Here is a 24,657-nt window from a genome sequence, read left to right on the forward strand (position 1 = left end):
AGGCGCCGGGGTCAGGCCTCGTCGACGACCGGTGCTGCCGCGGCACGCTTCTTAAGCGATTCGATGCAGTTCATGGCGCTCGACTTCGATTTGTAGGTCTCGGACCGCACCATCGGCTCGTTGTTGGCAGCAATGAAGCGGACGAAGGTCTGCCCGTCCTTGCTGGCGACGAGCTCGAAGCGGTAGCCCTTGCCCGTTTCCCCCTTGGTCATGTCGACGGTGCTGGCGCCGGGCGCGTTCTTCTTGAGCGAGTCGATGCAGTTCTGGGCGCTGGCCTTGCTCGTGTAGTTCTCGGACCACAGCATGATCTCGGAGTTGTAGACGAACTTGGCCGCGAACTGGCCGCCCTTGGCGGAAGTGATCTTGAAACTGTGAGGCACGACGCTTGACCCCTCGGTTGCGGGCCGGGTGAGCAGTCATGGCCCTGTTGCGCAAGGTTAGCGCGAGGAGGCGCGTGCGCAATACACAATGTCGCCTATGTGTCTGATTGGTCGATGCTTGTCCCGACGCTGCATCACGGAGGGCCGAGCGCCGTAGACGGAACTACGTACGTATCGCTAGATTGCCAGCCATCGCGGGGGCGGTGGTGGCAAAACTGGCGCTTGCAGTGGGGGAGGAGAGGCGGCTCGGCGCAGACCGGGTGAGCTTCCGCATCACCACGCGCGCCGCCCAGCTGGCTCATCGGTCATTCGGCCAGTCGGTCGTCGTCTATGGGCGCGCGGCTGATCTCGTGATGTTCCAGGGCATGGGCCGCGTGATCGGCCTCGACTTCGATGCCCCCGGGTTCGACCTCGTGCGGCTGGCCGACTACCGCGCCTTTGCCGCGCCGGTGCCGAGCGAGGCGGAGGCGGAGGTGCGCGACCCCGGCGTGCGGCGCAGCCTTTCACTGAGCGACGAGCGCTTCGAGGAAATCCTGCGGCTCGCGACGGCGACCGAGATCAACAGGCAGGCCCTGGCCGAGGCCGCGGCTGTGTTCGAGCACGACCGGCAGACGGACCTCGACAAGTACCTGACGGTGCACGACCGGGTGCTGCAGCGCTGGAGCCATCGCTGCGCCTTCACGGGCGCGCAGTTCGAGCCGAGCAAGACCCGGCCGCACCCGCTGCTGAGCGTCGTCGCTATCCGGCCGCGCGAGCTGGGCGGGCTGCTGCACGTCCGCAACTACCTGCCGATGAGCAAGGAGGTCGAGTTCGCCTGGCAGCGCGGGCACCTGACGCTGGGGCCGAGCCTGGGTTTCCAGGTCTCCGAGCGGCTCATCGATCCCGAACTGCGCGAGCGGCTGCTGCCGCTGGGGCGGCTGGAGCTGTCGGCCGAGCCGTCTCAATGGCCGGATCTCGAGGCGGTGGCGTACCACCGGCTCAACATCTTCGATCGCGATTAGTCGCGCTTCTTCGAGAAATCGATCATCCGCTGCACGGCGGCGCGAGCGGGCTCGAGCAGTTCCTCGGCGACCGTCACTTCCTCGGTCATGGTGTGGAGCGACCACAGCACGTTCTCGAGGTTGATGCGCTTCATGTGCGGGCAGATGTTGCAGCCGCGCAGGAAATCGACGCCGGTTGCTTCCGAGGCCACGTTGTCGGACATCGAGCACTCGGTGACCATCACCACGCGCGGCGGCTTCTGCGTCTTCACGTAATCGATCATCGCGGCGGTCGAGCCGGCGAAATCCACCGCGTCGATCACCTCGGGCGGGCATTCGGGGTGGGCGATGATCTTGGCCGTCGGGTAGGCATGGCGCAGTTCGGCGATGTCTGCTGCGGTGAAGGTCTCGTGCACTTCGCACGAGCCGGCCCAGGTGATGACCTTCTTTTTGGTCTTCTTGGCGGTGTTCCGCGCCAGGTACTGGTCGGGGATCATGATTACGGTGTCGCCGGGCACGCCGTTGACGATGTCGGCGGCGTTCGACGAGGTGCAGCAGACGTCCGTCACCGCCTTAACGGCGGCCGAGGTGTTGACGTAGGTCACCACCGGCACGCCCGGATACTGGGCGCGCATGGCGATGACGTCCTCGGGCGTGATCGAGGAGGCAAGCGAGCAGCCGGCGCGGCTGTCGGGGATCAGCACGGTCTTTTTGGGATTGAGGAGCTTGGACGTCTCGGCCATGAAGTGCACGCCGCACTGGACGATGATCGACTGCTTGACCTTGGTCGCCTCGATGGCGAGCTGCAGGCTGTCGCCGACGATATCGGCGACGCCGTGATAGATCTGGGGCGACTGGTAGTTGTGGGCGAGGATGACGGCATCCTTCTCCTTCTTCAGCCGGTTGATCTGCAGGATCAGCGGCGCATAGAAGGGCCATTCGATCTCGGGGATGCGGTCTTTCACCCGGTCGTAGACGCGCGCGGTGACGCGCTCGACCGCCTTGGTGAACTTGAGGTCGAAACTCTCCGCGAGGATGGCGCGAGCCTCCTCGAGCGGGGTGAGAGCGTTGATCAGCTGCACCGCGGCGTCCCTCCAAGAACGGGGGGACACTTAAGGTCGAATGCCCCATATTTCAATGCAGCGATTTGGCTTGATCGCGGCCCGGCTCTTGCCTAACCCTCACGCGCACCAAGGCCAAAGAGGATCATCATGCCGCAAGACGCCGCCGCCCTCCGTCAGACGCTCTCGCTCGCGCCGGTGATCCCGGTGATCGTGCTGGACGATGTTGCCGCGGCGCGCCCGCTGGCCGAAGCGCTGGTCGCCGGTGGCCTGCCGGTGCTGGAAGTGACGCTCAGGACCCCGCACGCGCTGCAGATCATCGAGGAAATGGCCAAGGTGCCGGGCGCGGTCGTCGGCTCCGGTACGGTGCGCTCGCCGCTGCAGATGGGCCACTCGGTCGATGCCGGCTGCCAGTTCATGGTCTCGCCCGGCGCTTCGCCGCGCCTGCTCGAGGCCGCCGAGGAGCACAATATCCCGCTGCTGCCCGGCATCGGCACGCCGACCGAGGCGATGACGGCGTCCGAGCATGGCTACTCGTTCCTCAAGTTCTTCCCGGCGGAGGCGCTGGGCGGGGTGAAGGTGCTGAAGGCCTATGCCTCGCCGCTCGCCGACATCACGTTCTGCCCGACCGGCGGCATCGACATGGCCAAAGCCAGGGAATACCTCGCGCTCCCCAACGTCATCTGCGTGGGCGGCTCGTGGATCATGCCGGCCGACGCCATCGCCAACCGCGAGTGGGGGCGGATCGAGACTCTGGCGCGCGAAGCGGCGGGGTTGAGGGGCTGATATCTGCCAGTCCGACCTTCTCCCCTTGTGGGAGAAGGCGATCACGGAGGGTGCCGTGAAGAAGAGCAGTCCGGTCGTAGGCCTCTCCCACCTGCGCATCACGCTGTCCGAGAGCTTCTATGTCGGACCCGGGCGGGCCGACCTGATGGAGCTCATCGCCGAGACCGGTTCGATCTCGCAGGCGGCCAAGCGCATGGGCATGTCCTACAAGCGCGCCTGGGAGCTGGTGCAGGCGCTCAACGAGGGCTTCGGCGCGCCGCTGGTCGAGACGGCGCGCGGCGGTAAGGAACAGGGCGCCTCGCTGACCGAGGCCGGGCGCGAGGTGCTGGAGCGCTATCGCGGCATGCAGGACGCGACGCGCCGGGCGATTGCGCGCGACGTCGACGCCCTGGCAGCGCTCCATAGCGATATTTCCAAGCGAAAATAACGCTTGAACGCAGCATCCGGCTTTGCCAGAACCATCGATATTCCCGAGTGGACATATCGAGAGCGGATCATGCTTCGGACTATCCTCCTGACAGGTGTCGCGCTTGCCACGATGAGCGTGCCGGCACTGGCGGCCGATGTCAGCGCCGCCGTGGCGGCCAACTTCACCAAGCCGGCCGAGGAACTGGGCGCGGCCTTCACCGCCAGGACCGGCGATACGGTGAGGTTCAGCTTCGGCGCCACCGGGCAGCTCTACACGCAGATCTCGCAGGGCGCTCCGTTCGAGGTGTTCCTCGCCGCCGACAACAAGCGTCCGGCCCGGGCCGTGACCGAGGGCCACGCGGTCGAGGGCACCGTGTTCACCTATGCGGTGGGCAAGGTCGTGCTCTACTCGCCGACCGTCGACGTCACCGACGGCGCCGCCGTGCTCGCGGCCAACGCCTTCCATCATCTTTCCGTCGCCGACCCGAAGACCGCGCCCTATGGCGCGGCGGGCATGGAGGTGCTGGAAAAGCTCGGGCTCACCGATGCGGTATCGTCCAAGATCGTCACCGGCGAGAACATCTCGCAGGCGCTGCAGTTCGTCGACAGCGGCAATGCCGAGCTCGGCTTCGTCGCCCTGAGCCAGGTGTCGGACAAGCCCGCGACCCAGGTCTGGCGGGTGCCGGCCGAGGACTACTCGCCGATCCTGCAGGATGCGGTCCTCACCAAGGCGGGCGAGGCCGATCCGGCGGCCAAGGCCTTCCTCGAGTTCTTGCGGAGCGACGAGGCCAAGGCCATCATCGAGAAGTACGGCTATGAGGTCGGTTCGGCCGGTTGAGGACCAAGCATGTTGAGCGCCACCGAGATTGTCCAGCCGGTCGGGCTGACGCTCACGCTGGCGCTCATCGTGACGCTGTTCCTCCTCGTCATCGGCACGCCCATTGCGTGGTGGCTGTGCCGGACGGACTCCCCGGTCAAGGCGCCGGTGGCGGCCATCGTATCGCTGCCGCTGGTGCTGCCGCCGACGGTGCTGGGTTTCTACCTGCTGCTGGCGTTCGGGCCGAACGGTCCGGGCGGCCTCATCGCTCCGCTCTGGGGCGCGCGCACCTTGGCCTTTTCCTTCGAGGGGCTGGTCATCGCCTCGGTGATCTACTCGCTGCCCTTCATGGTGCAGCCGCTCCGCACGGCGTTCGAGGCGATCGGCAGTGATACGCTGGAAGCGGCGGCGACGCTTGGATCGGGGCCGAAGAGGACGTTCTTCCGCATCGTCATCCCCGAGGCGCGTTCGGGCTATCTCACCGGCGCCATCCTCACCTTCGCCCACACGGTGGGTGAGTTCGGCGTCGTGCTGATGATCGGCGGCAACATCCCCGGCGAGACCAAGCTGGTCTCGATGGCGATCTACGACTTCGTCGAGCGGCTGGAATGGGACAAGGCGCATGTCCTTGCCGGCGGCATGGTGCTGTTCGCCTTCGTCGTCATCACCACGGTGATGCTGCTCGACCGGCGGGTTGGGCGGGTGGTGGGGTGACAGCTGGCATCGCGGCTGTGGCCACCCTCACCCTCGGTCCCTCCCCAAAAGGGGGAGGGAGGCGATAGCATTGACGCGGGTGTGAGGGTCTCCCTCCCCCTTGTGGGGAGGGATCAAGGGTGGGGGGCGGCACACACCAGATGCGCTTACGACAGGTGCAGCAGATCCACGAACCGCTTCAGGGCCTTGCTCAGGCTCTTGCGCTTCTTGTCGGTGAGGTCGGCGAAGAGCGCTTCCTCGAGCTGTTCCCAGTTCGCGGCCAGCACTTCGCGGATGCGCGCACCGCGCTCGGTGAGGGCGAGACCGGGCGCCAGTTCGGGGCCGATGGCCTGGCGGGCGATGATGTCGCGCTCGATCAGGCGCTCGAGGCGGGGCTGCAAAACGTCGGTCCCGATACCCAGTTCGGAAGCCAGCCGATCCTCGTTTGCACCCAGCTCGGCATGCAGCACGAAGATCACCGCATCGTCGCCCGGTTCCAGCCCGCGATCGAGCAACGGCACCAGCAGCGCCTTGTGCGCCAGCTGGCCGGCCTCGATCAGCCGGTAAAGCGTTGAGCGAGCTTCGGGTTTGGTCATGGGCGGATAAATAGACTGAAGGGCCGGTTCGAGCGACATGGCTCCCATCCTATCGTTAATCGCCATAGGACCAAGGGGCGGCATTGTTCACGAATCGCAGATGACTTATGCGTTGCCAACGCAGTCGCTCCCGCTGCCACCATACACAGCGCAAGGCCAGAACGCATGAGCCAGGATCTCGCCCGTATCCGCGCCTTCGTGCAGGTGTTCGACGCCGGCGGCTTTTCGTCGGCGGCCCGGCAGCACGGGCGTTCCAAGGCATTGCTGTCGAAATACGTCACCGACCTCGAGGATTATCTCGGGGTCCGGCTGATGAACCGCACGACGCGAAAGCTCAGCCTTACAGAGGCGGGAGAGGCCTACTACCGCGAGGCGAGCCAGCTCCTGCAGCAGCTCGACGACCTCGATGCGACCATCTCGGACCAGACGTCGGAGCCGCGCGGCATGGTCCGCGTCTCGGCGCCGCGCAATCTGGGCGAGACGACGCTCGCGCCCGCCATCTTCGACTTCATGGTCAAGAACCCGCTGGTCTCGGTCGATCTGAGGCTCGAGGATCGCTACGTCGATCTCGTCGAGGAGGGCGTCGACGTCGCGCTGCGCATCTCGACGCTGGCGGATTCGTCGCTGATCGCCCGCAAGATCTCCGACATGAAGCACGTGATCTGCGCTTCGCCCGGTCTCGTCGCGCGCGTGGGCGTGCCGGAATCGGGCGAGGCGCTGCGGAACCTCCCCTGCATTCTCGACACCAACATGCCGTCGCACAGCTCGTGGCGCTTCATCGAGGATGGCAAGCCGCTGAGCGTCCATGTCGCCGGCCCGGCGCGAGTGAACTCGCCGGTGGCGGCGATGCAGGCGGCCCTCGCTGGCCTCGGCTTTGCCGTATTGCCCACCTACCTCGCCGAGCCCAGGATTGCCGAAGGGCGACTGGTGAAGGTGCTGGAAGACCGGATGCCGGAAGGTCCGAGCCTCCAGGCCGTCTATCCGCACCGCCGGCATCTCGCCGGCAAGGTCCGCGCGCTGATCGACCACCTCGTCGTGTGGTTCGCGGACAATCCTGTAGGGTAACTCGGGGGCAGGGCGCCTATGGTTCGATGGATGCGCAGGGCAGCGATTGCGGCGGTGGCTCTTGTCGGGCTGGGCAGCGCCGCAGAGGCGCATCCGCATATCTTCATCGACGCCAGGGCAACCATCGTCTTCAACGACCAGGGTGAGCTCACCCAGATCCGCAATGCTTGGACGTTCGACGAGGCCTTCTCGGTCTGGCAGATCCAGGGGCTCGATACCAACGGCGACGGCATCACCTCGTCCGAGGAGATGCAGGAACTCGCCGACGAGAACGTCAAGGGGCTGGCCGAGTACAACTTCTATACCTCGGCGGGCGAGGGCACGGCGAGCCTGCCATTTGCGTCGATGGGCGACGGCAAGTTCGTGTTCGAGGACAGCCGCTCGACGCTGAGCTTCGGCATCGAGCCGCAGGAGCCGTACCGGATCAAGGGCAAGCTCGAGATCGCCGTCGCCGACCCCGAGTACTACGTCGCCATGACGATGGGCGAAGGCGACGTGACGCTCGAAAACGCACCGGCCGGCTGCAATGTCTACCTCGAGCCGGCGCGCGAGGTTTCCCCCGAGCTGCAGGCGCGGCTGTTCGACCTCGGCCCGGAGGTGACGCAGCTGCCGCGCGACCTCGAGCTCGCCTTGCGCGGCACCCAGGGCGCCATCATTCTCGACTGTTCCGGTGCGGCCCAGCCGGCGGCTCCGGCAACCGCGCTGGAGGCCGTCAACCAGGTGGCAGAGGCGAAGCCCGCGCTGCCCTTTGGCGGCCCGCCGCCCGAGCCGGGCTTCGTCCTGCCCAAGACGGGGTTCCTCGGCTGGATCAATCAGATGCAGTCCGATTTCTACCAGGTGCTCACGGGGACGCTCGGCGATCTCAAGACAGACTTCAACGCCTTGTGGGTGCTGGGCGGGCTGAGCTTCCTCTATGGCGTGTTCCACGCCGCCGGACCGGGGCACGGCAAGGTGGTGATCGGTTCGTACATGCTCGCCAACGAGCGTCAACTGAGGCGCGGCGTGGTGCTGAGCTTTGCCGCGGCGCTGATGCAGTCGGTCGTCGCAGTGGTCTTCGTGGGCGTTGCGGCAGCACTGCTCGGGCTTTCGAGTGTCGCAATGGGCGATGCCGTCGGCTGGATCGAGAAGGCGTCCTATGCGCTCGTGGCGCTGCTCGGGCTCTGGCTGATCGCCCGCAAGATCTTCGGGTGGGGGCACTCGCATGGGCATGGGCCGGTCCCCGCCAGCGGGGGGCACGACCATCTGCACAAGGGTGAGAAGCAGGCGCATGCGCTGCTTGCCGATAGGGCATCCGCCTTCACTTTCCGGCCGGCGCTGCAGACTGCCGATGGTCCGGCGGTCGACGCCCATGGCCGCGTGCCCGGCGATCCGCACTATGGCCATGACCATGATCACGAGGGGCATCACCACGACCACGACCACGATCACGCGCATGTCGTGACCGCCGACCAGACCGGCGGCGACTGGCGCGAGCAGCTGGGCGTGGTCCTCGGCGTCGGGCTCCGGCCCTGCTCGGGGGCGCTCGTCGTCCTCGTTTTCGCGCTGAGCCAGGGGATCCTGGCCGCCGGCATCGCGGCAGTGTTCCTCATGGGGCTGGGTACTGCGATCACCGTGTCGGTGCTGGCGGCGCTGGCGGTAGGAGCCAAGGGGCTCGCGACGCGCTACCTCAATCGCGACGGCAAGCTGGGCAACCGGATCGTGTGGTGGGCGGAGCTCGCGGGCGCCGTGATCGTGTTCCTCTTTGGCGCCACGCTGCTGCTCGCAACGCTCGCCTAGCGCCGCGACACCCTTTCACTTGAGTTCGAGGCGTCCCTGACTATGGTGCGCCAACAACATCGCCACCAGCAGACAGGCCACCCATGGCACCCGAACTCCCTCCCGGCCACCCCCCCATCAGGACGCCGAAAGTCGGGGTCCTGCTGCTCAACCTCGGCACGCCCGACGCGACCGATTACTGGTCGGTGCGCCGCTACCTCAGCGAGTTCCTGTCCGACCGGCGCGTCATCGAAATCAACCCGCTGTTCTGGCAGCCGCTGCTGCAGGGCATCATCCTGTCGTTCCGTCCGCAAAAGAGCGGCGCGAACTACAAGCGCATCTGGGACAACGAGGCGGGCGACAGCCCGCTGCGCGTGATCAGCCGACGGCAGGCGAGCAAGCTGCAGGAACGCCTGGGCGGCAATGTCGTGGTCGAGGTCGGGATGCGCTACGGCAATCCGTCGACCGAAGCGGGGATCAAGGCGCTGCAGGATGCCGGGTGCCAGAAGATCCTGCTCGCGCCGCTCTATCCGCAATACTCGGCGACGACGACGGGAACGGCCAACGACAAGGCGTTCGATGTGCTGAAGACGCTGCGCTGGCAGCCGGCGATCCGCACGCTGCCGGCCTATTTCGATACCCCGACCTATGTCGAGACGCTGGCGGAGAGCATCGCCGAGGGCGTCGCCAGGCTGGATTTCACGCCCGACGTCATCCTCGCCTCCTATCACGGCATGCCGGTCGAGTATCTCGAGAACGGCGACCCGTACCATTGCCAGTGCCTCAAGACGACGCGGCTGGTGCGCGAGTATCTCGGCTGGCCGGCGGACAAGCTGAAGGTCACGTTTCAGAGCCGGTTCGGGTCGGCGCAGTGGCTGCAGCCCTATACCGACGCGACGCTGGAAGCGTTGCCCGCCGAGGGCAAGAAGCGCGTGGCCGTGGTGGCTCCGGCGTTCTCGGTCGATTGCATCGAGACGCTCGAGGAACTGGCTATCACCGGGCGCGAGCAGTTCGAGCACGCCGGCGGCGAGCGCTACGCCTACATCCCCTGCCTCAACGACAGCGAACCGGGCATGGCGATGCTGGAGACGGTCGTCCGGCGCGAGCTGGCGGGCTGGATCTAGCCCGCTAGAGCTTGAGGTCCTTCAGCGGACCTGCCACGGACTCGACCATTGCCCTGGTGATCGACTGGGTCAGCTTGAAGTAGTCCGGCCAGGGGTCGGGTTCGTGCGCGCGGGCCGCGGCCGTTTCCAGCGTGAAGGCGTTGGCGGCCTTGAGCGTATCGAGCTCATCCCAGCTCACGGGCACGGCGCAGGGGATGCCCGGCCGGGCGCGCGTCGAGAACGGGGCGATGGCCGTCGCGCCGCGCTCGTTGCGGAGGTAATCGACGAACATGCGGCCCTTGCGCTCGACCTTGCGGATATTGGCGGTGAAGTGATCGGGCTCGTTGTCCTCGAGCTTCTGCGCGAAGGTGCGGCAGAACAGCTTGACCAGCGGCCACTCCGTTTCCGGCTTGAGCGGGGCGATGACGTGGATGCCCTTGCCGCCCGTGACCATCGGATAGCTCTCGAGCCCCCATTCGCGCAGCACCTCGCGGATGCGGCGGGCGGCCTCGCGCACCTCTTTGAACTCGAGCCCCTCGTCGGGGTCGATGTCGAAGATGATGCGGTCGGGGGTCTCGAGCGTGTCGATGTGGCTGCCCCAGATGTGGAACTCGAGCGTCGACATCTGCACGCCCGCCATGATGCCTTCGATGTCGGTGACGTAGAAGTGGTCTTGCTTGTCGCTTTCCTTGAGCACGATGGCGACGCGCTTCATGGCGTCGGGGAAGCCGCCGGTGTCGTGCTTCTGGAAGAAGGGCTTGCTGCCGTGCGGCACGCGCACGAGGCTCAGGGCCCGCTTCTCGATATGCGGCAGCATGCGCTCGGCCACCGCATCGTAATAGGCCATGATCTGCGCCTTGGTGACGGTCTCACCCGGCAGCACCGGGCGATCCGGGCTGGTCAGCCGCACGCGCCGGCGTTCGGCGATCTCAAGACCCATCTCGTCGGTCAGCTTCATGGCGGTGAGCTTAGCGCGGGCTTTGGGTTTTGCACCAGTGGCGGCAGGTGCGTCGGCCTGGGCTGATTTCCGCCTCGGCTTCAGGCCCTTGGCGATGCCCTCGAGATCGCGGCCGGTCTCGACGCTGGTGGTGAATTTCTCGGTCAACCCGTCCGTCTCGCGCGCATATCGGTCGCGGTGCTTGATGAGGAGCCAGTTCTCGCTTGCAGCGCCGTCACGGCGTCTGGTGTCGCGGCCCTTCATGTGGACCAGCACCCATTCGCCCTTCATGCGCTTGCCGCTGAGGCGGAACTTGAGCTCGCCTTCATCGAGGCCCTCGTGCGGATCGCCGATCGGCTCCCAGGTGCCTTCGTCCCACTGCATCACGGTGCCGCCGCCATACTCGCCTTCGGGGATGGTGCCCTCGAAGTCGGCATAGTCGAGCGGGTGGTCCTCGACGCGGACGGCGAGGCGCTTGTCGGCCGGGTTGCTCGATGGCCCCTTCGTCACGGCCCAGCTCTTCAGCACGCCGTCGAGCTCGAGGCGGAAATCGTAGTGGAGCCGCGTCGCGTCATGCTTCTGCACGATGAAGCGCAGCGGCTTTCCCTTGCCCGCCCGCCGCGACGTGGCGCCGGATGGCTCCGCGGTCCGCCTGAAATCGCGCTTGGTCCGGTAGTCCTTGAGCGGGTCGGCATGGGTCGGGGACATCGGCAGCCCTGGGCGCGCGTTGCTTCGCCCCCTCAACGGCCGCGCCGGAAGGACGTTCCCCCGCTGTCACACAACTGCGGATACCGGCCGCGCAATATTGCGCCGACCCCGGTCGGCACATACATCTTGTGCAAGGGCTTGGCGTGAAAACAAGGGGTTGGGCATGGACTTCATGGAACTCGACGGGTTGAGCATCACGCTCATCGCACTCGGCATACTTGCCGTGCTGGTGCTGTTCGCCGGCGCCAAGGTCGTGCCGCAGGGCTACAACTATACCGTGGAGCGCTTCGGGCGGTACATCCGCACCCTGAAGCCGGGGCTCAGCCTCATCATCCCGTTCATCGACGGCATCGGCCGCAAGATGAACATGATGGAGCAGGTGCTCGAAATCCCGCACCAGGAGGTCATCACCCGCGACAACGCCACGGTGACCGCAAATGGCGTGAACTTCTACCAGATCCTCGATGCCGCGGCGGCGGCCTACGAAGTGGCCCACCTGGAGCACGCCGTGCTCAATCTCACCATGACCAATATCCGTACGGTCATGGGCTCGATGGACCTCGACCAGCTGCTGAGCAACCGCGACGAGATCAACCAGCGGCTGCTGAAAGTGGTGGACACGGCGGTTAGCCCGTGGGGCCTCAAGATCACCCGCATCGAAATCAAGGACATCGATCCGCCCAAGGACCTCGTCGAGTCCATGGGCCGCCAGATGAAGGCGGAGCGCGAGAAGCGTGCTCTCATCCTCGAGGCGGAAGGCAAGCGGCAGGCAGCAATCCTGCAGGCCGAGGGCCAGAAGCAGAGCCAGGTGCTCGAAGCCGAGGGCCGTCGCGAAGCGGCATTCCGCGACGCCGAGGCGCGCGAGCGTTCGGCCGAGGCCGAAGCCAAGGCGACCGAAGTGGTGTCGAACGCCATCGCCTCGGGCAACGTCCAGGCGATCAACTATTTCGTCGCCAACAACTACATCAAGGCGCTCGAAGGGCTCGCCAAGTCGCCCAACCAGAAGGTGCTGATGCTGCCGGTCGAGGCGGCGAGCGTCATCGGCGCCATCGGCGGCATCGCCGAGATCGCCAAGGAGACGTTCGGCGGCGATGGCAAGCCGGCACCGCGGCCGACTTCCGGCCGCCCGCCTTCGACCACCTGATCGCAGCGAGGAGGGGCTCACATGCAGATCATCGATTTCATCGCCGGCAACGGGGCCTGGTCGTGGGTCGTGGGAGGACTGGTGCTGCTCGCGCTCGAACTGGTGCTCCCCGGCGGCGTGCTGATCTGGCTGGGCGCGGCAGCGCTCGTCACCGGCTTCCTGGCGATGTCCGTATCGATCTACTGGCCGCTGCAGTTCGTGATCTTCGGCGTCCTCGCGCTGATCGCCATCTGGCTCTGGCTGCGCTTCCGCGGGCCCGGCATCGTCTCCGACCGCCCGTTCCTCAACCAGCGGGCGCAGCGCTATGTCGGCCGCGAAGTGGTGCTCGACGAGCCCATCCAGGATGGCAACGGCCGGCTCTACCTCGATGACACCACCTGGCGTGTGCACGGCCCGGATCTCGCCGCCGGCGCCAGGGTGAAGATCGTCGATGCAGACGGCGCGGTGCTCCGGGTCGAGGCCGTCTGACTACGCGTTTCCACTGGTACGAAAGCGTTCTTTAACCATAACCTGCAAGGCTCCGCAGCGGTTCTATACGCCTGACGGGGCTCGCATGAGACTGACCAGACCCGGCTTTTCCGCCAGTGCGATGGTGCTCGTGCTCGCAACCAGCCCAGCCGTCGCCGGCGACCTCAGCCTGTGGGGCGACGGATCAGGCACCAACAACAACGACCTGCTGCGCGCGTCCGGCGATCCGTGCGAGCACTGCGTGCCCAACATCCCGTTCGAGGGTGATGATCCGCTCGCCGGCTTCGACTGGAGCCTTGGCCTCCGCGCCGGCATGCGCGACGCGGGGACAGGCGATGGTCCCGGCTACGTGGCGATCGCATTGCCGAGCATCACCTACACGCGCGAGACGCTGCGGGGCGGCTACGACTTCGGCCTCGCGGGCGAGATCAGCCACGCGTTCGACGGGAGCGATCCGCGCATCGGCGCGATCAGCGCGACGGCTGGCGGTGCCTATGCGGTGGACGAACTGACGGTCCTCGATGGCCGGCTCAACCTGTCGGTGTCGCAGGATGATCCAGGCGGCTCCGACTACGCGAGCAATGTCGCCTCGGCGCCGCTCGAGGTCACCGGCGACGTGCTGTTCGGCGCGAGCCGCGACTTCGGTGCGTTCGATGTGTCGGCGCGCGCGACAGCGGGGCGCTCGGTCCTCGGCGATACCGAATACGAGGACGGCACCAGTTCGAGCAATGAGTACCAGAACACCACCTGGTTCGGCGGCGGCGCGCGGCTCGGCTACAAGCTGACGCCGGGGATCACGGCCTTCTTCGACGCCGAGGCCGATGCCGAGCAGTACGACACGGTTTCACCGAGCCTCCTCGTCGATCTCGACAACGTCACCTATGCGGGACGCGCCGGCCTCACCGCCAGGGTGGATGAGATGCTCGAGCTCGAGGGCTCCATCGGGCTGGGCTACCGCGACTTCGAGGACGCCGGTGTCGAGGATTTCACCGCAACGCTCTACGACGCGCGGGCAACCTATCGTCCCGACGAGACGCTGACGATCACCGGCGCCTTCACGACAACCGTCTCGTCGCCGGGCCAGACCTCCGGTGCTGCCGCCAAACGCGAGTATGCGGCCGCCGTGGATGTCGCCTACCAGGCGACCCCATGGCTGCGCCTGCGCGCCGATGCCGGCTGGAGCGAGGCGCACTATCAGGGTATCGACAACGACAAGTACGTCTGGGGCGGCGGCCTGGGCGCCGACTACCTGCTCAACGAGAATACCGACCTGACGGCAGACTACAGCTTCGAGCGCACCGAAACGACGCCCAACCCGGCGACCGATGCGCACCAGGTGACGCTGGGCGTGCTGCTGCACCGCTAGGCAGGTGAACGGGAGAAAGACTTTGGCAGTTCTGGTCACCGGCGGCGCCGGCTATATCGGCAGCCACATGGTGCTGCGGCTTGCCGATGCGGGCGAGACCGTGGTCGTGCTCGACAACCTCACCACCGGGTTCGACTGGGCCATCGACCACCGGGCGAGTTTCGTCCAGGGCAATGCCGGCGACATGGAGCTGGTCGGCCGGATCGTTGCCGAGCACAAGGTCGATGCCATCATCCACTTCGCCGGCTCGATCGTCGTGCCGGAGTCGGTCAGCGATCCGCTCAAGTATTACGCCAACAACACCGCGACCTCGCGCAACCTCATCGAGGCTGCGGTCAAGGGCGGGGTGAAGCATTTCATCTTCTCCTCGACTGCTGCCGTCTACGGCAATGCCGGGCTCGAGCCGGTGGCCGAGACAAGCCAGCTGATGCCGGAATCGCCTTATGGGCGGAGCAAGCTGATGACCGAGCTGATGCTTGCCGACGTCGCCGCGGCCCATCCGCTGACCTATGGCGTGCTGCGCTATTTCAACGTCGCGGGCGCCGACCCCAAGCGCCGCAGCGGGCAGTCCTCGCCCACCGCGACGCACCTGATCAAGGTCGCTTCGCAGGCCGCGCTCGGCCAGCGTCCGCAAATGGGCATATTCGGTACCGATTTCCCGACGCCGGACGGTACCGGCGTGCGCGACTACATCCACGTCACCGACCTCGTCGAAGCGCATGCGCTGCTGCTCAACTACCTCCGCGGCGGCGGCGCCTCGGCCACGATGAACTGCGGCTATGGCCGCGGCTTTTCGGTGCGCGACGTGGTGCGGACGGTCAAGGACGTCTCCGGCGTCGACTTCAAGGTGGTGGAAGAGCCGCGCCGGGCCGGCGATCCGGCCTCGATCGTCGCGCGCGCCGAGAAGGTGCGGCAGGTGCTGGGCTGGACGCCGGCCCATGACGACCTCAGGGAAATCGTCGACGCCGCGCTCACCTGGGAACGCTATTTGGCCACGAGGAATCGGTAGCGAGTCCGGGATTGCCGGTGGTCGCCTTCTCCCTTGTGGGAGAAGGTGCCCGAAGGGCGGATGAGGGGTTGTCTCCGCATGCCGCGCCGATCGTCGCTTCGCTCCGATCGCGCAGACTTCGTCTGCGGACCCCTCATCCGGCGCTGCGCGCCACCTTCTCCCACAAGGGGAGAAGGGAAACGGTGCCCAAGGAGAGTGTCGAACCATGCTTCGCTTGATTGCCGCCGTTGCGCTCAGCCTCCTCGCCACGCCCGCGCTGGCCGCGCCGGTCGAATCGTTCTCGGCGTTCCTCCGCAACTTCGAGGCCAAGGCGGTGGCCGCCGGAGTCAGCGCCGCCACCTATCGCAGCGCGACCGAGGGGCTGACGCCCGACCCCAATGTGCCCAACCTGGTCGAAAGCCAGCCCGAGTTCACCACTTCGATCTGGGACTATCTCGACAAGCGGGTGACCAGCTCGCGTATCGACAAGGGCCAGGCGGCCATCGAGCGCAACCGCGCGCTGTTCGCGGATGTCGGGCGACGCACGGGCGTTGATCCCTATCTGCTCGGCGCCATCTGGGGCATCGAGACGGACTATGGTGCGGTACTCGGCAACAAGAAGCTGATCCGGCCGATCATCCGCTCGCTCGCGACGCTCGTTCACCAGCGGCGCGGGCGGCTCAAGGAGGATGAGGCTGATTTCATCGGGGCGCTGAAGCTCCTCGAGCTGAACCGCATGACGCCCGCCGAACTCGTCGGGTCGTGGGCCGGGGCCATCGGGCACCTCCAGGTCAATCCGTCGAACGTCGTCGCGCACGGTTCGGACGGCGATGGCGACGGACGGATCGACCTCCACAACTCACTTTCCGATGCGCTGGCGACGAGCGCCAAGTTCCTGCTCGACCTCGGCTACCGCCCCGGGCTCGACTGGGGCTTCGAGGTCGAGGTGCCCGCCGGTTTCGACTACCTGCTGGCGACGCGCGACGAACTGCGGCCGGTCTCGTTCTTTGCCGATCGGGGGGTACGGCGTGTCAAGGGCCGCGACTTCGCCGACCTGACGACGCCCGTCTTTCTCTATGCGCCGGCGGGGCAGGGCGGGCCGAAGTTCCTGATGACGGCCAACTACCTCGTGCTCAAGGGCTACAATTTCTCGGACAGCTACGCGCTCTCGGTGGCGCACATGACCGACCGGCTGAAGGGCGCAGGCGGCCTCGTTGCGGATTGGCCACGCCAGACGAAGTTCCCCAATCTCGCGCAGCGCAAGGCCATCCAGCAGGCGCTGATCGACCTCGGTCTCTACCAAGGGGCGGTGGATGGGCGCATCGGCCCGATCAGCCAGGCCGCCTATGCCCGCTTCCAGGCAAGCCGCGGCGAGATCGCCGACGGCTTCATCACGCTCAGGACCTATGAGGAACTGACGGCGGCGGCACGCTAGGCCTCCCTCCTCCTTGAGGGGAGCCAACGAGTCCGCTGGAAAACCGTCAAAGTCTCGCGAGCCACCTTCATTTCACCGCGCGATATCCGCTAGATACGGGCATGGAGAAAAAGCCGAACCGGTTCGTGCTGTGGGTCATCGGCCTTGTCGTGGTGGCGCTGCTGCTCACCGACATGCTGCCGGCGTTCGCGCAGTCGCGCGAGGCCGAGGTGGCGGCGCCCATCGTCCAGCAGCATGAAGACGGCCGCATTCTCGTTGCCCAGCAGGAGGTGCAGCAGCAGCCGCGGCGGCGCCGCACACTGATGGACCTGCTGTTCGGCGAGCCCGAGCCGGTCGAGCAGCGGGCGCCCGTCGTCGAAAAGCCGGTGGTCAAGAAGCAGACCAAGGCGGCGCTGCCGCCGGCCAAGCCCAAGGTAGCCAAGGCGACAGGCGCGACACGGCTCGCCGTGTTCGGCGACTCGATGGCCACCGATGTCGGCCGGGCGCTGGAGCGCTTCTACGCCGAGGATCCCAATCTCGAGGTGATCGTCCAGGGCGTCGGTTCATCGAGCTTCGTGCGCCCGGACTTCTTCGATTGGCCGGCCGAGATCAACAAGCAGATCGCGGCCAACAGCTTCGATATCGCCGTCGTCATGATCGGCATCAACGACCGCCAGAAGATGCGGCTCAACGACGTTCCCTATGGCTCGCTGACGCCGGAATGGACGACCGAATACTCGGCGCGCGTCACCGGCGTGATCAAGGCGCTGCGCGCCGCGAGCAAGCCCACCATCTGGGTCGGCCTGCCGCCCATGGAGGCGCCCAAGTTCGGCAACGCCATGATCCAGGTCAACGAGATCCAGCGCCTCGCCGTGTTCTCGGGTGGGGCGGAGTTCCTCGATATCTACGAGAAGTTCGCGACCGAGGAGGGCGGCTATACGGCCCGGGGCCCGGACCTCAACGGCAACCAGGTGCGCATGCGCAAGGATGACGGCATCCACTTCTCGGCGGCTGGCGCCGACAAGCTCGCCTTCTACCTGAGCCAGAGCCTCAAGAACTACTATCGCGGCGGCGGCACGGTCGGCATCGAGGTCGCCGATCCGCTCAAGGGCACCGACGCCCAGCTGATGCTGCGTCCGCCCTACCAGGGGCTGGGCCAGATGAAGCTGCTCGAGGTGGCCGGCGCGGTGATCCCGCTCACCACAGCCACCCGCCGCGCCGCCGATCTCGTCACCGCCGGCATGGTGGAAGCGGTGCCAGTGGGCTTCGACATCACGCAGATGATCCAGGCGCCGGCCGGACGCGCCGATGCGTTCGGCGTGGGCAAGGTCGAGAACCCGACGGGGCGATGAACCGCCGCGCCATCCCCGGATGTCATCCCTGCGAAAGCAGGGACCCAACTCACCAATTGCACAGGCTGACAGATAGGTCCCAGCTTTCGCTGGGATGACACCTGGTGTGTGGGGTAGGGGCCACAAACGAAAGGGGCGCCGAAGCGCCCCTTGAACTCTCAGCCTTGTCGCAAGGCTCAGCGCGGCAGATCGGTCCTGCCCATCAGCCACTCGTCCATCGCGCGGGCGCACTGGCGGCCTTCGCGGATGGCCCAGACGACCAGCGACTGGCCGCGACGCATGTCGCCGCACGAGAAGAACTTCTCGCGGCTGGTCTGGTACTTCACCGTGTCGGCCATGACGTTCGAGCGCTTGTCGGTCGCCACGCCCGCGTCCTGCACGAGGCCTTCCTGCACCGGGCCAAGGAAGCCCATGGCGAGCAGCACCAGATCGGCCTTGAGCACGAACTCGGTGCCCGGGATCGGCTGGAACTTCTCGTCGGCGCGGGCGCATTGCAGGCCCGTCACCCTGCCGTTCTCGCCGTCGAACCGGATGGTCGCCACGGCGAAGTCGCGGGTGACGCCCTCTTCCTGCGAGGAGGAGACGCGGAACTTGATCGGGTAGTTCGGCCAGACCAGCGCCTTGTTCTCCTTTTCGGGAGGCATGGGCATGATCTCGATCTGGGTCACCGAGGCGGCGCCCTGGCGGTTCGAGGTACCGATGCAGTCCGAGCCGGTATCGCCGCCGCCGATGACGACGACGTGCTTGCCGCCGGCGAGGATCGGGGTGACGTTGTTCAGCGGCTCGCCGGTGACCCGGCGGTTCTGCTGGCCGAGGAAATCCATGGCGAAATGGATGCCGTCGAGCTCGCGGCCCGGGATCGGCAGGTCGCGCGGCTTCTCGGCGCCGCCCGACATGGCGATGGCGTCGTACTGGCTGGCCAGCTCGTCGACCGTGATGTCCTTGCCGACATTGACGCCGGTATGGAGCACCACGCCCTCGGCAACCATCTGCTCGACGCGGCGATCGATCTGCGTCTTGTCGAGCTTGAAGTTCGGGATGCCGTAGCGCATCAGGCCGCCGATCTGCTGGGCCTTCTCGTAGAGATGCACATCGTGGCCGGCACGGGCCAGCTGCTGGGCGGCGGCCATGCCGGCCGGGCCCGAACCGATCACGGCAACCTTCTTGCCGGTCTTGTTCGGGTTGATCTGCGGCGTGATCCAGCCTTCTTCCCAGCCCTTGTCGACAATGGCGCACTCGATCGACTTGATGTTGACCGGGGTGTCCGGGATGTTCAGCGTGCAGCTCGCCTCGCACGGAGCGGGGCAGATGCGGCCGGTGAACTCGGGGAAGTTGTTGGTGGAGTGAAGGTTCTTGAGCGCCTTCAGCCACTCGCCCTTGTAGACGAGATCGTTCCAGTCCGGGATCTGGTTATTCACCGGGCAGCCGTTGTGACAGTACGGGATGCCGCAATCCATGCAGCGCGCCGCCTGGTCGCGGGTGCCCTTGTCGCCCAAGGGGATGGTGAACTCGTTGTAGTTCTTCAGCCGCTCGGCAACCGGGAGGTAGTCCCGGTCGACGCGATCGATTTCGAGGAAGCCTGTGATCTTGCCCATTGTTCTTACTCCGCGGCGACCTGTTGAGCGGCCTCACGGGCCTTTTCCATCTTCTGCAGGGCCTTGCGATACTCGATCGGCATGACCTTGCGGAACTTGGGCAGGTACTCGTCCCAGTTCGTGAGGATGTGGTTGGCACGCGAAGAACCGGTGAAGGTCTTGTGCCTGAGGATCAACTGGTAGAGCCGGTCGGCGTCGCGACGCTGCAGGTCGTGCAGGATCTCGACCACGCCCATGGTCTCGAGGTCGCCGTGGTGACCGAAGTCGCGGCCATTGAGGCGTTCCTCTTCGACGACGGGCTCGAGCTCGACCATCGACATGTTGCAGCGGCTCTCGAAGCTCTCGTCCTCGTCGAGGACGTAGGCCACGCCGCCGGACATGCCCGCCGCGAAGTTGCGGCCGGTCCGGCCCAGCACGACGACCACGCCGCCGGTCATGTACTCGCAACCGTGGTCACCGGTGCCTTCGACGACCGCGATGGCGCCGGAGTTGCGGACCGCGAAGCGTTCGCCGGCCACGCCACGGAAGTAGCACTCACCGGTGATGGCGCCGTAGAGCGCGGTGTTGCCGATGATGATCGAGTCCTCGGGCACGTAGCCGCGTTCCTCGGGCGGCCGGACGACGAGGCGCGCGCCGGAAAGGCCCTTGCCCACGTAGTCGTTGGCTTCACCGACGAGGTCGATCGAGATGCCGCGTGCAGCCCAGGCGCCGAAGGCCTGGCCGGCCGTACCCGTCAGCGACACCGCGATGGTGTCCTCGGCGAGGCCGGCATGGCCGTAGCGCTTTGCCACCGCACCACCGAGCATGGCGCCCGCCGAGCGGTCGACGCTGGTGATCGTCTCGACGATCTTGACCGGGGTGCCGTGGTCGAGCGCGGGCTGGGCCGCGGCGATCAGGCGACGGTCGAGGACCTTGTCGATCGGGTGGTTCTGGCCTTCGGTGTGGGTGATGCCCACGCCTTCGGGTGCGAACGGCTTGTGGAAGAGCTTGCTGAAATCGAGCCCCTTGGCCTTCCAGTGGTCGATGGCCTCGGTCTTGTCGAGCATCTGCATCTGCCCGACCATTTCCTCGAACCGGGTGTAGCCCATCTCGGCCATCAGCTCGCGCACTTCCTCGGCGACGAAGAAGAGGTAGTTGATGACGTGCTCGGGCTTGCCGGTGAAGCGGGCCCGCAGCACCGGGTCCTGGGTGGCGACGCCAACCGGGCAGGTGTTGAGGTGGCACTTGCGCATCATCACGCAGCCGGCCGCGATCAGCGGCGCAGTGGCGAGGCCGAACTCGTCGGCGCCGAGCAGGGCGCCGATCACCACGTCACGGCCGGTACGGACGCCGCCGTCGACCTGCACCGCGATGCGGCTCCTGAGGCGATTGCGGACCAGCGTCTGCTGGGTCTCGGCAAGGCCGATTTCCCAAGGCGAGCCGGCATGCTTCAGCGAGGTCAGCGGGGAAGCACCGGTGCCGCCCTCGTAGCCCGAGATGGTGACATGGTCGGCACGCGCCTTGGCGACGCCGGCGGCAACGGTGCCGACGCCGACTTCCGAGACGAGCTTCACCGAGACCGCACCATCAGGGTTGACGTTCTTCAGGTCGAAGATCAGCTGGGCCAGATCCTCGATCGAGTAGATGTCATGGTGCGGCGGCGGCGAGATCAGGCCGACGCCCGGGGTTGAGTGACGGACCTTGGCGATGGTCTCGTTCACCTTGTCGCCGGGCAGCTGGCCACCTTCGCCGGGCTTGGCGCCCTGGGCCATCTTGATCTGCATCATGTCGGAGTTGACGAGGTATTCCGTCGTCACGCCGAACCGGCCCGAGGCCACCTGCTTGATGGCCGAGCGCTTGCTGTCGCCATTGGCGAGCGGCTTGAAGCGATCGGGCTCCTCGCCACCCTCACCGGTGTTCGACTTGCCGCCGATTCGGTTCATCGCCACGGCGAGCGTGGTGTGCGCTTCGAGCGAGATCGAGCCATAGGACATGGCGCCGGTCGAGAAGCGCTTGACGATCTCGACCGCCGGCTCGACCTGGTCGAGCGCCACGGGCTGGCGGCCTTCCTCGTCCGCCTTCTTGATGCGGAAGAGCGAGCGGATGGTGACGTACTTGTCCTCGACCTCGTTCACGAGGCGGGAGAACTCGCGGTACTTGTCGCGGGCGTTGCCGCGCGCGGCATGCTGCAGGTTCGCGACAGTCTCCGAGCGCCAGACATGCGCCTCGCCGCGCTGGCGGAAGGCGTAGTCGCCGCCGACGTCGAGCACGTCCTCGAGCACCGGCGAGTTGCCGAAGGCTTCCTGGTGCCGCAGCACGGTTTCCTCGGCGATCTCCTTCAGGCCCGCACCCTCGATGGTGGTGGCAGTGCCGGTGAAGTAGGTCGAGACGAAGTCGGTGGAGAGGCCCACCGCGTCGAAGATCTGCGCGCCGCAATAGGACTGATAGGTCGAGATGCCCATCTTGGCGGTGACCTTCAGGATGCCCTTACCGATCGCCTTGATGTAGCGGTAGATGATCTCTTCCGCATCCAGCTCGCCCGGCAGGTCGTCCTTCATGGCGGCCAGCGTCTCGAATGCCAGGTAGGGGTTGATCGCCTCGGCGCCATAGCCGGCGAGAGCGCAGAAATGGTGGATTTCGCGCGCTTCACCGGTCTCGACCACGAGGCCCACCGAGGTCCTCAGACCCTTGCGGATCAGGTGATGATGAATGCCCGCCGTCGCAAGAAGCGCAGGGATCGCCACCCGGTCGCGGCTCATGGCGCGGTCAGACAGGATGATGATGTTGTCGCCCGAGTGGACGGCCATCTCGGCATCCGAGAACAGCTGGTCGAGTGCCTTCTTCATCCCGTCGGCGCCTTCCGACACCGGATAGGTGATGTCCAGCGTCTTCGAACGGAACGGGTTGTCCTCCATGCCGCCGATGGCGCGGATCTTCTCGAGGTCTTCGTTGGTCAGGATCGGCTGGCGCACTTCGAGCCGCTGGCGGCTGTTGCCACCCGTCAGGTCGAGCACGTTCGGCCGCGGCCCGATGAACGAGACGAGGCTCATCACCAGCTCTTCGCGGATCGAGTCGATCGGCGGGTTCGTCACCTGCGCGAAGTTCTGCTTGAAGTAGGAGTAGAGGAGCTTGGACTTGTTCGAGAGCGCCGAAATCGGGGTGTCGGTGCCCATCGAGCCGACCGCTTCCTGGCCGGTGGCGGCCATCGGCGGCAGGATCAGCTTCAGGTCTTCCTGGGTGTAGCCGAAGGCCTGCTGGCGATCGAGCAGCGGCACGTCCGAGGTCTTGGGCTCGAAGTGAACGGCCGGCAGGTCCTCGAGCACGATCTGGGTGCGGCCCAGCCACTGCTGGTAGGGATGCGCGGTGGCGAGCTCGTGCTTGATCTCCTCGTCGGAGACGATGCGACCCTGCTTCAGGTCGATCAGCAGCATCTTGCCCGGCTGGAGGCGCCACTTCTTCTTGATCTTGGCAGCGGGGATCGGCAGGACGCCGGCTTCCGAGCTCATCACCACTTCGTCGTCTTCGGTGACGAGGTAGCGGGCCGGACGCAGCCCGTTCCGGTCGAGCGTCGCGCCGATATGGATGCCGTCCGAGAAGCACATGGCGGCGGGGCCGTCCCACGGCTCCATCAGCGCAGCGTGATACTCGTAGAAGGCGCGGCGATCCTCATCCATCAGCGGGTTGCCGGCCCAGGCTTCGGGGATCAACATCATCGCTGCATGCGGCAGCGAGTAGCCGCCGCGGATCAGGAATTCGAGCGCGTTGTCGAAGCAGGCCGTGTCCGACTGGCCGGGATAGGAGATCGGCCACAGCTTGTTGATGTCGCCGCCGAACAGCGGGGACGATACCGAAGCCTGCCGGGCCGCCATCCAGTTGACGTTGCCGCGCACGGTGTTGATTTCGCCGTTGTGGCAGACGAACCGGTAGGGGTGCGCCAGCCGCCAGGACGGGAAGGTGTTGGTCGAGAAGCGCTGGTGGACGAGCGCGAGCGCCGACTCGAAGTCGGGATCGTGCAGGTCCTTGTAATAGGCGCCGAGCTGGGCGGCGAGGAACATGCCCTTGTAGACCAGGGTCCGGCAGCTCATCGACACGATGTAGAAGTCGTTCGGCTTGCCCTCGAAGGCCGAGTAGATCTTGGCCGACATCACCTTGCGGATGATGTAGAGCTTGCGCTCGAACGCCTCTTCGTCGGCGATGCCGTCGCCGCGGCCGATGATCACCTGCCGGTGGCAGGGCTCGGTGGCGACGATCTCGGGGTCCTTGCTGAGCGAGGAGTTGTCGGACGGCACGTCGCGCCAGCCGATGACCGTCTGGCCCTCGTCCTCGATCACCTTGTTGACGACGCGTTCCATCTTGGCGCGCAGGTCAGCGTCCTGCGGCATGAAGATGAAGCCGACGGCGTACTTGCCCTGTTCGGGCAGGTGGAAGCCGAGCCGCGCGCTCTCCTTGGCGAAGAACCTGTGCGGGATCTGCACCATGATGCCGGCGCCGTCGCCCATCAGCGGGTCGGCGCCCACGGCGCCGCGATGCTCGAGGTTCTCGAGGATCGCAAGACCGTTCTGGACGATCTTCTGGCTGGGCTGGTTCTTGAGATTGACTATGAAGCCGACGCCGCAGGCATCGTGCTCGCGCGTCGGATCATACAGACCGCCGGCCTCGGGGCGCATCACGCCTATTGGCAGATCGTCCCGATACGAGTTTTTGCGCGTGCCGGCTTCCGAGACGGTGATGGACATCTTTCCGTGCCGTGATTCAGCCATTTGCAGTTCCTCGCGTTGGCAGTCGTGTGTCTGGTCCCGGAGCTTGATGTCCGGGGTAGTTTCCTTTCGACGCGTCTTCGGCCCCCAGCCGTACCTCAGTGTACGGCTCGAATACGTAGGCGCAATCCTTTAGTGGGGAGCGGCTCTGCATCCAAATGGCCGCTCATTCAGGCTCGATAAAGCCCCACCCTTCCGTTTCCGCATTCGTGCGCGGTCCAGCCAGAACAGGCGTGTGAACACATCCGGGGAGACCGGAGGCTCACGAATTGGACAGGCGTACTGTCCTATCGAGACTACATTTG

Annotated in this window: 20 protein-coding genes and 1 pseudogene; 14 read left to right on the forward strand and 7 right to left on the reverse strand. The window is 66.2% G+C overall.

Annotated elements, in window-relative coordinates; all coding sequences use genetic code 11:
- Positions 1-11: 11 nt before the first annotated feature.
- Entirely contained in the window at positions 12-380 is a 369-nt protein-coding gene (locus PRN20_RS22880) for a YegP family protein (protein WP_443112571.1), read from the reverse strand.
- Positions 381-586: 206 nt separating this feature from the next.
- Here PRN20_RS22880 and PRN20_RS14615 point away from each other — a divergent pair, with 206 nt between their 5' ends.
- Entirely contained in the window at positions 587-1,381 is a 795-nt protein-coding gene (locus PRN20_RS14615) for a hypothetical protein (RefSeq protein WP_273958238.1), read from the forward strand.
- On the opposite strand, the gene nadA is transcribed toward PRN20_RS14615, so the two are convergent.
- Positions 1,378-2,436, reverse strand: coding sequence for a quinolinate synthase NadA (gene nadA / locus PRN20_RS14620; protein WP_273959027.1), 1,059 nt, complete (start codon positions 2,434-2,436; stop codon positions 1,378-1,380). The two genes, PRN20_RS14615 and nadA, sit on opposite strands and share 4 nt — an antisense overlap.
- A 135-nt stretch (positions 2,437-2,571) precedes the next feature.
- Here nadA and eda point away from each other — a divergent pair, with 135 nt between their 5' ends.
- The 4 genes from eda to modB all read left to right on the forward strand — a co-directional run bounded on the left by eda (position 2,572) and on the right by modB (position 5,146).
- A complete protein-coding gene (gene eda / locus PRN20_RS14625; protein WP_273958239.1) occupies positions 2,572-3,207 on the forward strand; it encodes a bifunctional 4-hydroxy-2-oxoglutarate aldolase/2-dehydro-3-deoxy-phosphogluconate aldolase in 636 nt (211 codons plus the stop codon).
- Between the two features lie 55 nt (positions 3,208-3,262).
- A complete protein-coding gene (locus PRN20_RS14630; protein ID WP_273958240.1) occupies positions 3,263-3,634 on the forward strand; it encodes a winged helix-turn-helix domain-containing protein in 372 nt (123 codons plus the stop codon).
- Between the two features lie 69 nt (positions 3,635-3,703).
- Positions 3,704-4,453 carry a molybdate ABC transporter substrate-binding protein gene (gene modA, locus PRN20_RS14635; RefSeq protein WP_273958242.1) on the forward strand — a complete coding sequence of 250 codons (750 nt, stop codon included), beginning with the start codon at positions 3,704-3,706 and terminating at the stop codon, positions 4,451-4,453.
- A 9-nt stretch (positions 4,454-4,462) separates the two neighbouring features.
- The gene (modB, locus tag PRN20_RS14640; protein ID WP_273958244.1) at positions 4,463-5,146 is read left to right on the forward strand and encodes a molybdate ABC transporter permease subunit; all 684 of its coding nucleotides are present in this window, start codon (positions 4,463-4,465) and stop codon (positions 5,144-5,146) included.
- A 146-nt stretch (positions 5,147-5,292) separates the two neighbouring features.
- Here modB and PRN20_RS14645 read toward each other — a convergent pair whose 3' ends face one another.
- Positions 5,293-5,760, reverse strand: a complete 468-nt coding sequence (locus PRN20_RS14645; protein ID WP_273958245.1) for a MarR family winged helix-turn-helix transcriptional regulator — start codon at positions 5,758-5,760, stop codon at positions 5,293-5,295.
- Positions 5,761-5,886: 126 nt separating this feature from the next.
- Here PRN20_RS14645 and PRN20_RS14650 point away from each other — a divergent pair, with 126 nt between their 5' ends.
- From PRN20_RS14650 to hemH, 3 genes are all read left to right on the forward strand, one after another.
- Positions 5,887-6,786, forward strand: coding sequence for a LysR family transcriptional regulator (locus PRN20_RS14650; protein ID WP_273958246.1), 900 nt, complete (start codon positions 5,887-5,889; stop codon positions 6,784-6,786).
- Positions 6,787-6,816: 30 nt separating this feature from the next.
- The gene (locus tag PRN20_RS14655) at positions 6,817-8,562 is read left to right on the forward strand and encodes a HoxN/HupN/NixA family nickel/cobalt transporter (protein ID WP_273958248.1); all 1,746 of its coding nucleotides are present in this window, start codon (positions 6,817-6,819) and stop codon (positions 8,560-8,562) included.
- 83 nt (positions 8,563-8,645) lie between these two features.
- The gene (hemH, locus tag PRN20_RS14660) at positions 8,646-9,665 is read left to right on the forward strand and encodes a ferrochelatase (RefSeq protein WP_273958250.1); all 1,020 of its coding nucleotides are present in this window, start codon (positions 8,646-8,648) and stop codon (positions 9,663-9,665) included.
- A gap of 4 nt (positions 9,666-9,669) precedes the next feature.
- Here the strand turns inward: hemH and ligD are convergent, their stop codons facing one another.
- On the reverse strand, positions 9,670-10,602 hold the full coding sequence (gene ligD / locus PRN20_RS22885; RefSeq protein WP_443112582.1) for a non-homologous end-joining DNA ligase: 933 nt from the start codon (positions 10,600-10,602) through the stop codon (positions 9,670-9,672).
- Between the two features lie 69 nt (positions 10,603-10,671).
- Positions 10,672-11,289, reverse strand: a pseudogene (locus PRN20_RS22890) (DNA polymerase ligase N-terminal domain-containing protein); the annotation flags it as partial.
- 172 nt (positions 11,290-11,461) lie between these two features.
- Here PRN20_RS22890 and PRN20_RS14670 point away from each other — a divergent pair.
- The 6 genes from PRN20_RS14670 to PRN20_RS14695 all read left to right on the forward strand — a co-directional run bounded on the left by PRN20_RS14670 (position 11,462) and on the right by PRN20_RS14695 (position 18,021).
- Positions 11,462-12,433 carry an SPFH domain-containing protein gene (locus tag PRN20_RS14670; RefSeq protein ID WP_273959028.1) on the forward strand — a complete coding sequence of 324 codons (972 nt, stop codon included), beginning with the start codon at positions 11,462-11,464 and terminating at the stop codon, positions 12,431-12,433.
- A 21-nt stretch (positions 12,434-12,454) separates the two neighbouring features.
- The gene (locus PRN20_RS14675) at positions 12,455-12,901 is read left to right on the forward strand and encodes an NfeD family protein (RefSeq protein ID WP_273958254.1); all 447 of its coding nucleotides are present in this window, start codon (positions 12,455-12,457) and stop codon (positions 12,899-12,901) included.
- An 85-nt stretch (positions 12,902-12,986) separates the two neighbouring features.
- Positions 12,987-14,267 (forward strand): outer membrane beta-barrel protein, encoded by a 1,281-nt coding sequence (locus tag PRN20_RS14680; RefSeq protein WP_273958257.1) that lies wholly within the window; start codon positions 12,987-12,989, stop codon positions 14,265-14,267.
- A 22-nt stretch (positions 14,268-14,289) separates the two neighbouring features.
- On the forward strand, positions 14,290-15,276 hold the full coding sequence (galE, locus tag PRN20_RS14685) for a UDP-glucose 4-epimerase GalE (protein ID WP_273958259.1): 987 nt from the start codon (positions 14,290-14,292) through the stop codon (positions 15,274-15,276).
- A gap of 205 nt (positions 15,277-15,481) precedes the next feature.
- Positions 15,482-16,690, forward strand: a complete 1,209-nt coding sequence (locus tag PRN20_RS14690; RefSeq protein WP_273958262.1) for a lytic murein transglycosylase — start codon at positions 15,482-15,484, stop codon at positions 16,688-16,690.
- 101 nt (positions 16,691-16,791) lie between these two features.
- Positions 16,792-18,021 carry an SGNH/GDSL hydrolase family protein gene (locus tag PRN20_RS14695; RefSeq protein WP_273958263.1) on the forward strand — a complete coding sequence of 410 codons (1,230 nt, stop codon included), beginning with the start codon at positions 16,792-16,794 and terminating at the stop codon, positions 18,019-18,021.
- A gap of 176 nt (positions 18,022-18,197) precedes the next feature.
- On the opposite strand, the gene PRN20_RS14700 is transcribed toward PRN20_RS14695, so the two are convergent.
- Both PRN20_RS14700 and gltB read right to left on the reverse strand, forming a co-directional pair.
- Entirely contained in the window at positions 18,198-19,616 is a 1,419-nt protein-coding gene (locus PRN20_RS14700) for a glutamate synthase subunit beta (RefSeq protein ID WP_273958265.1), read from the reverse strand.
- Between the two features lie 5 nt (positions 19,617-19,621).
- On the reverse strand, positions 19,622-24,355 hold the full coding sequence (gene gltB, locus PRN20_RS14705; RefSeq protein ID WP_443112572.1) for a glutamate synthase large subunit: 4,734 nt from the start codon (positions 24,353-24,355) through the stop codon (positions 19,622-19,624).
- Positions 24,356-24,657: the final 302 nt, after the last annotated feature.

Origin of the sequence: Devosia sp. ZB163, from assembly GCF_028613635.1 — a bacterium.
Lineage (GTDB): Bacteria > Pseudomonadota > Alphaproteobacteria > Rhizobiales > Devosiaceae > Devosia_A.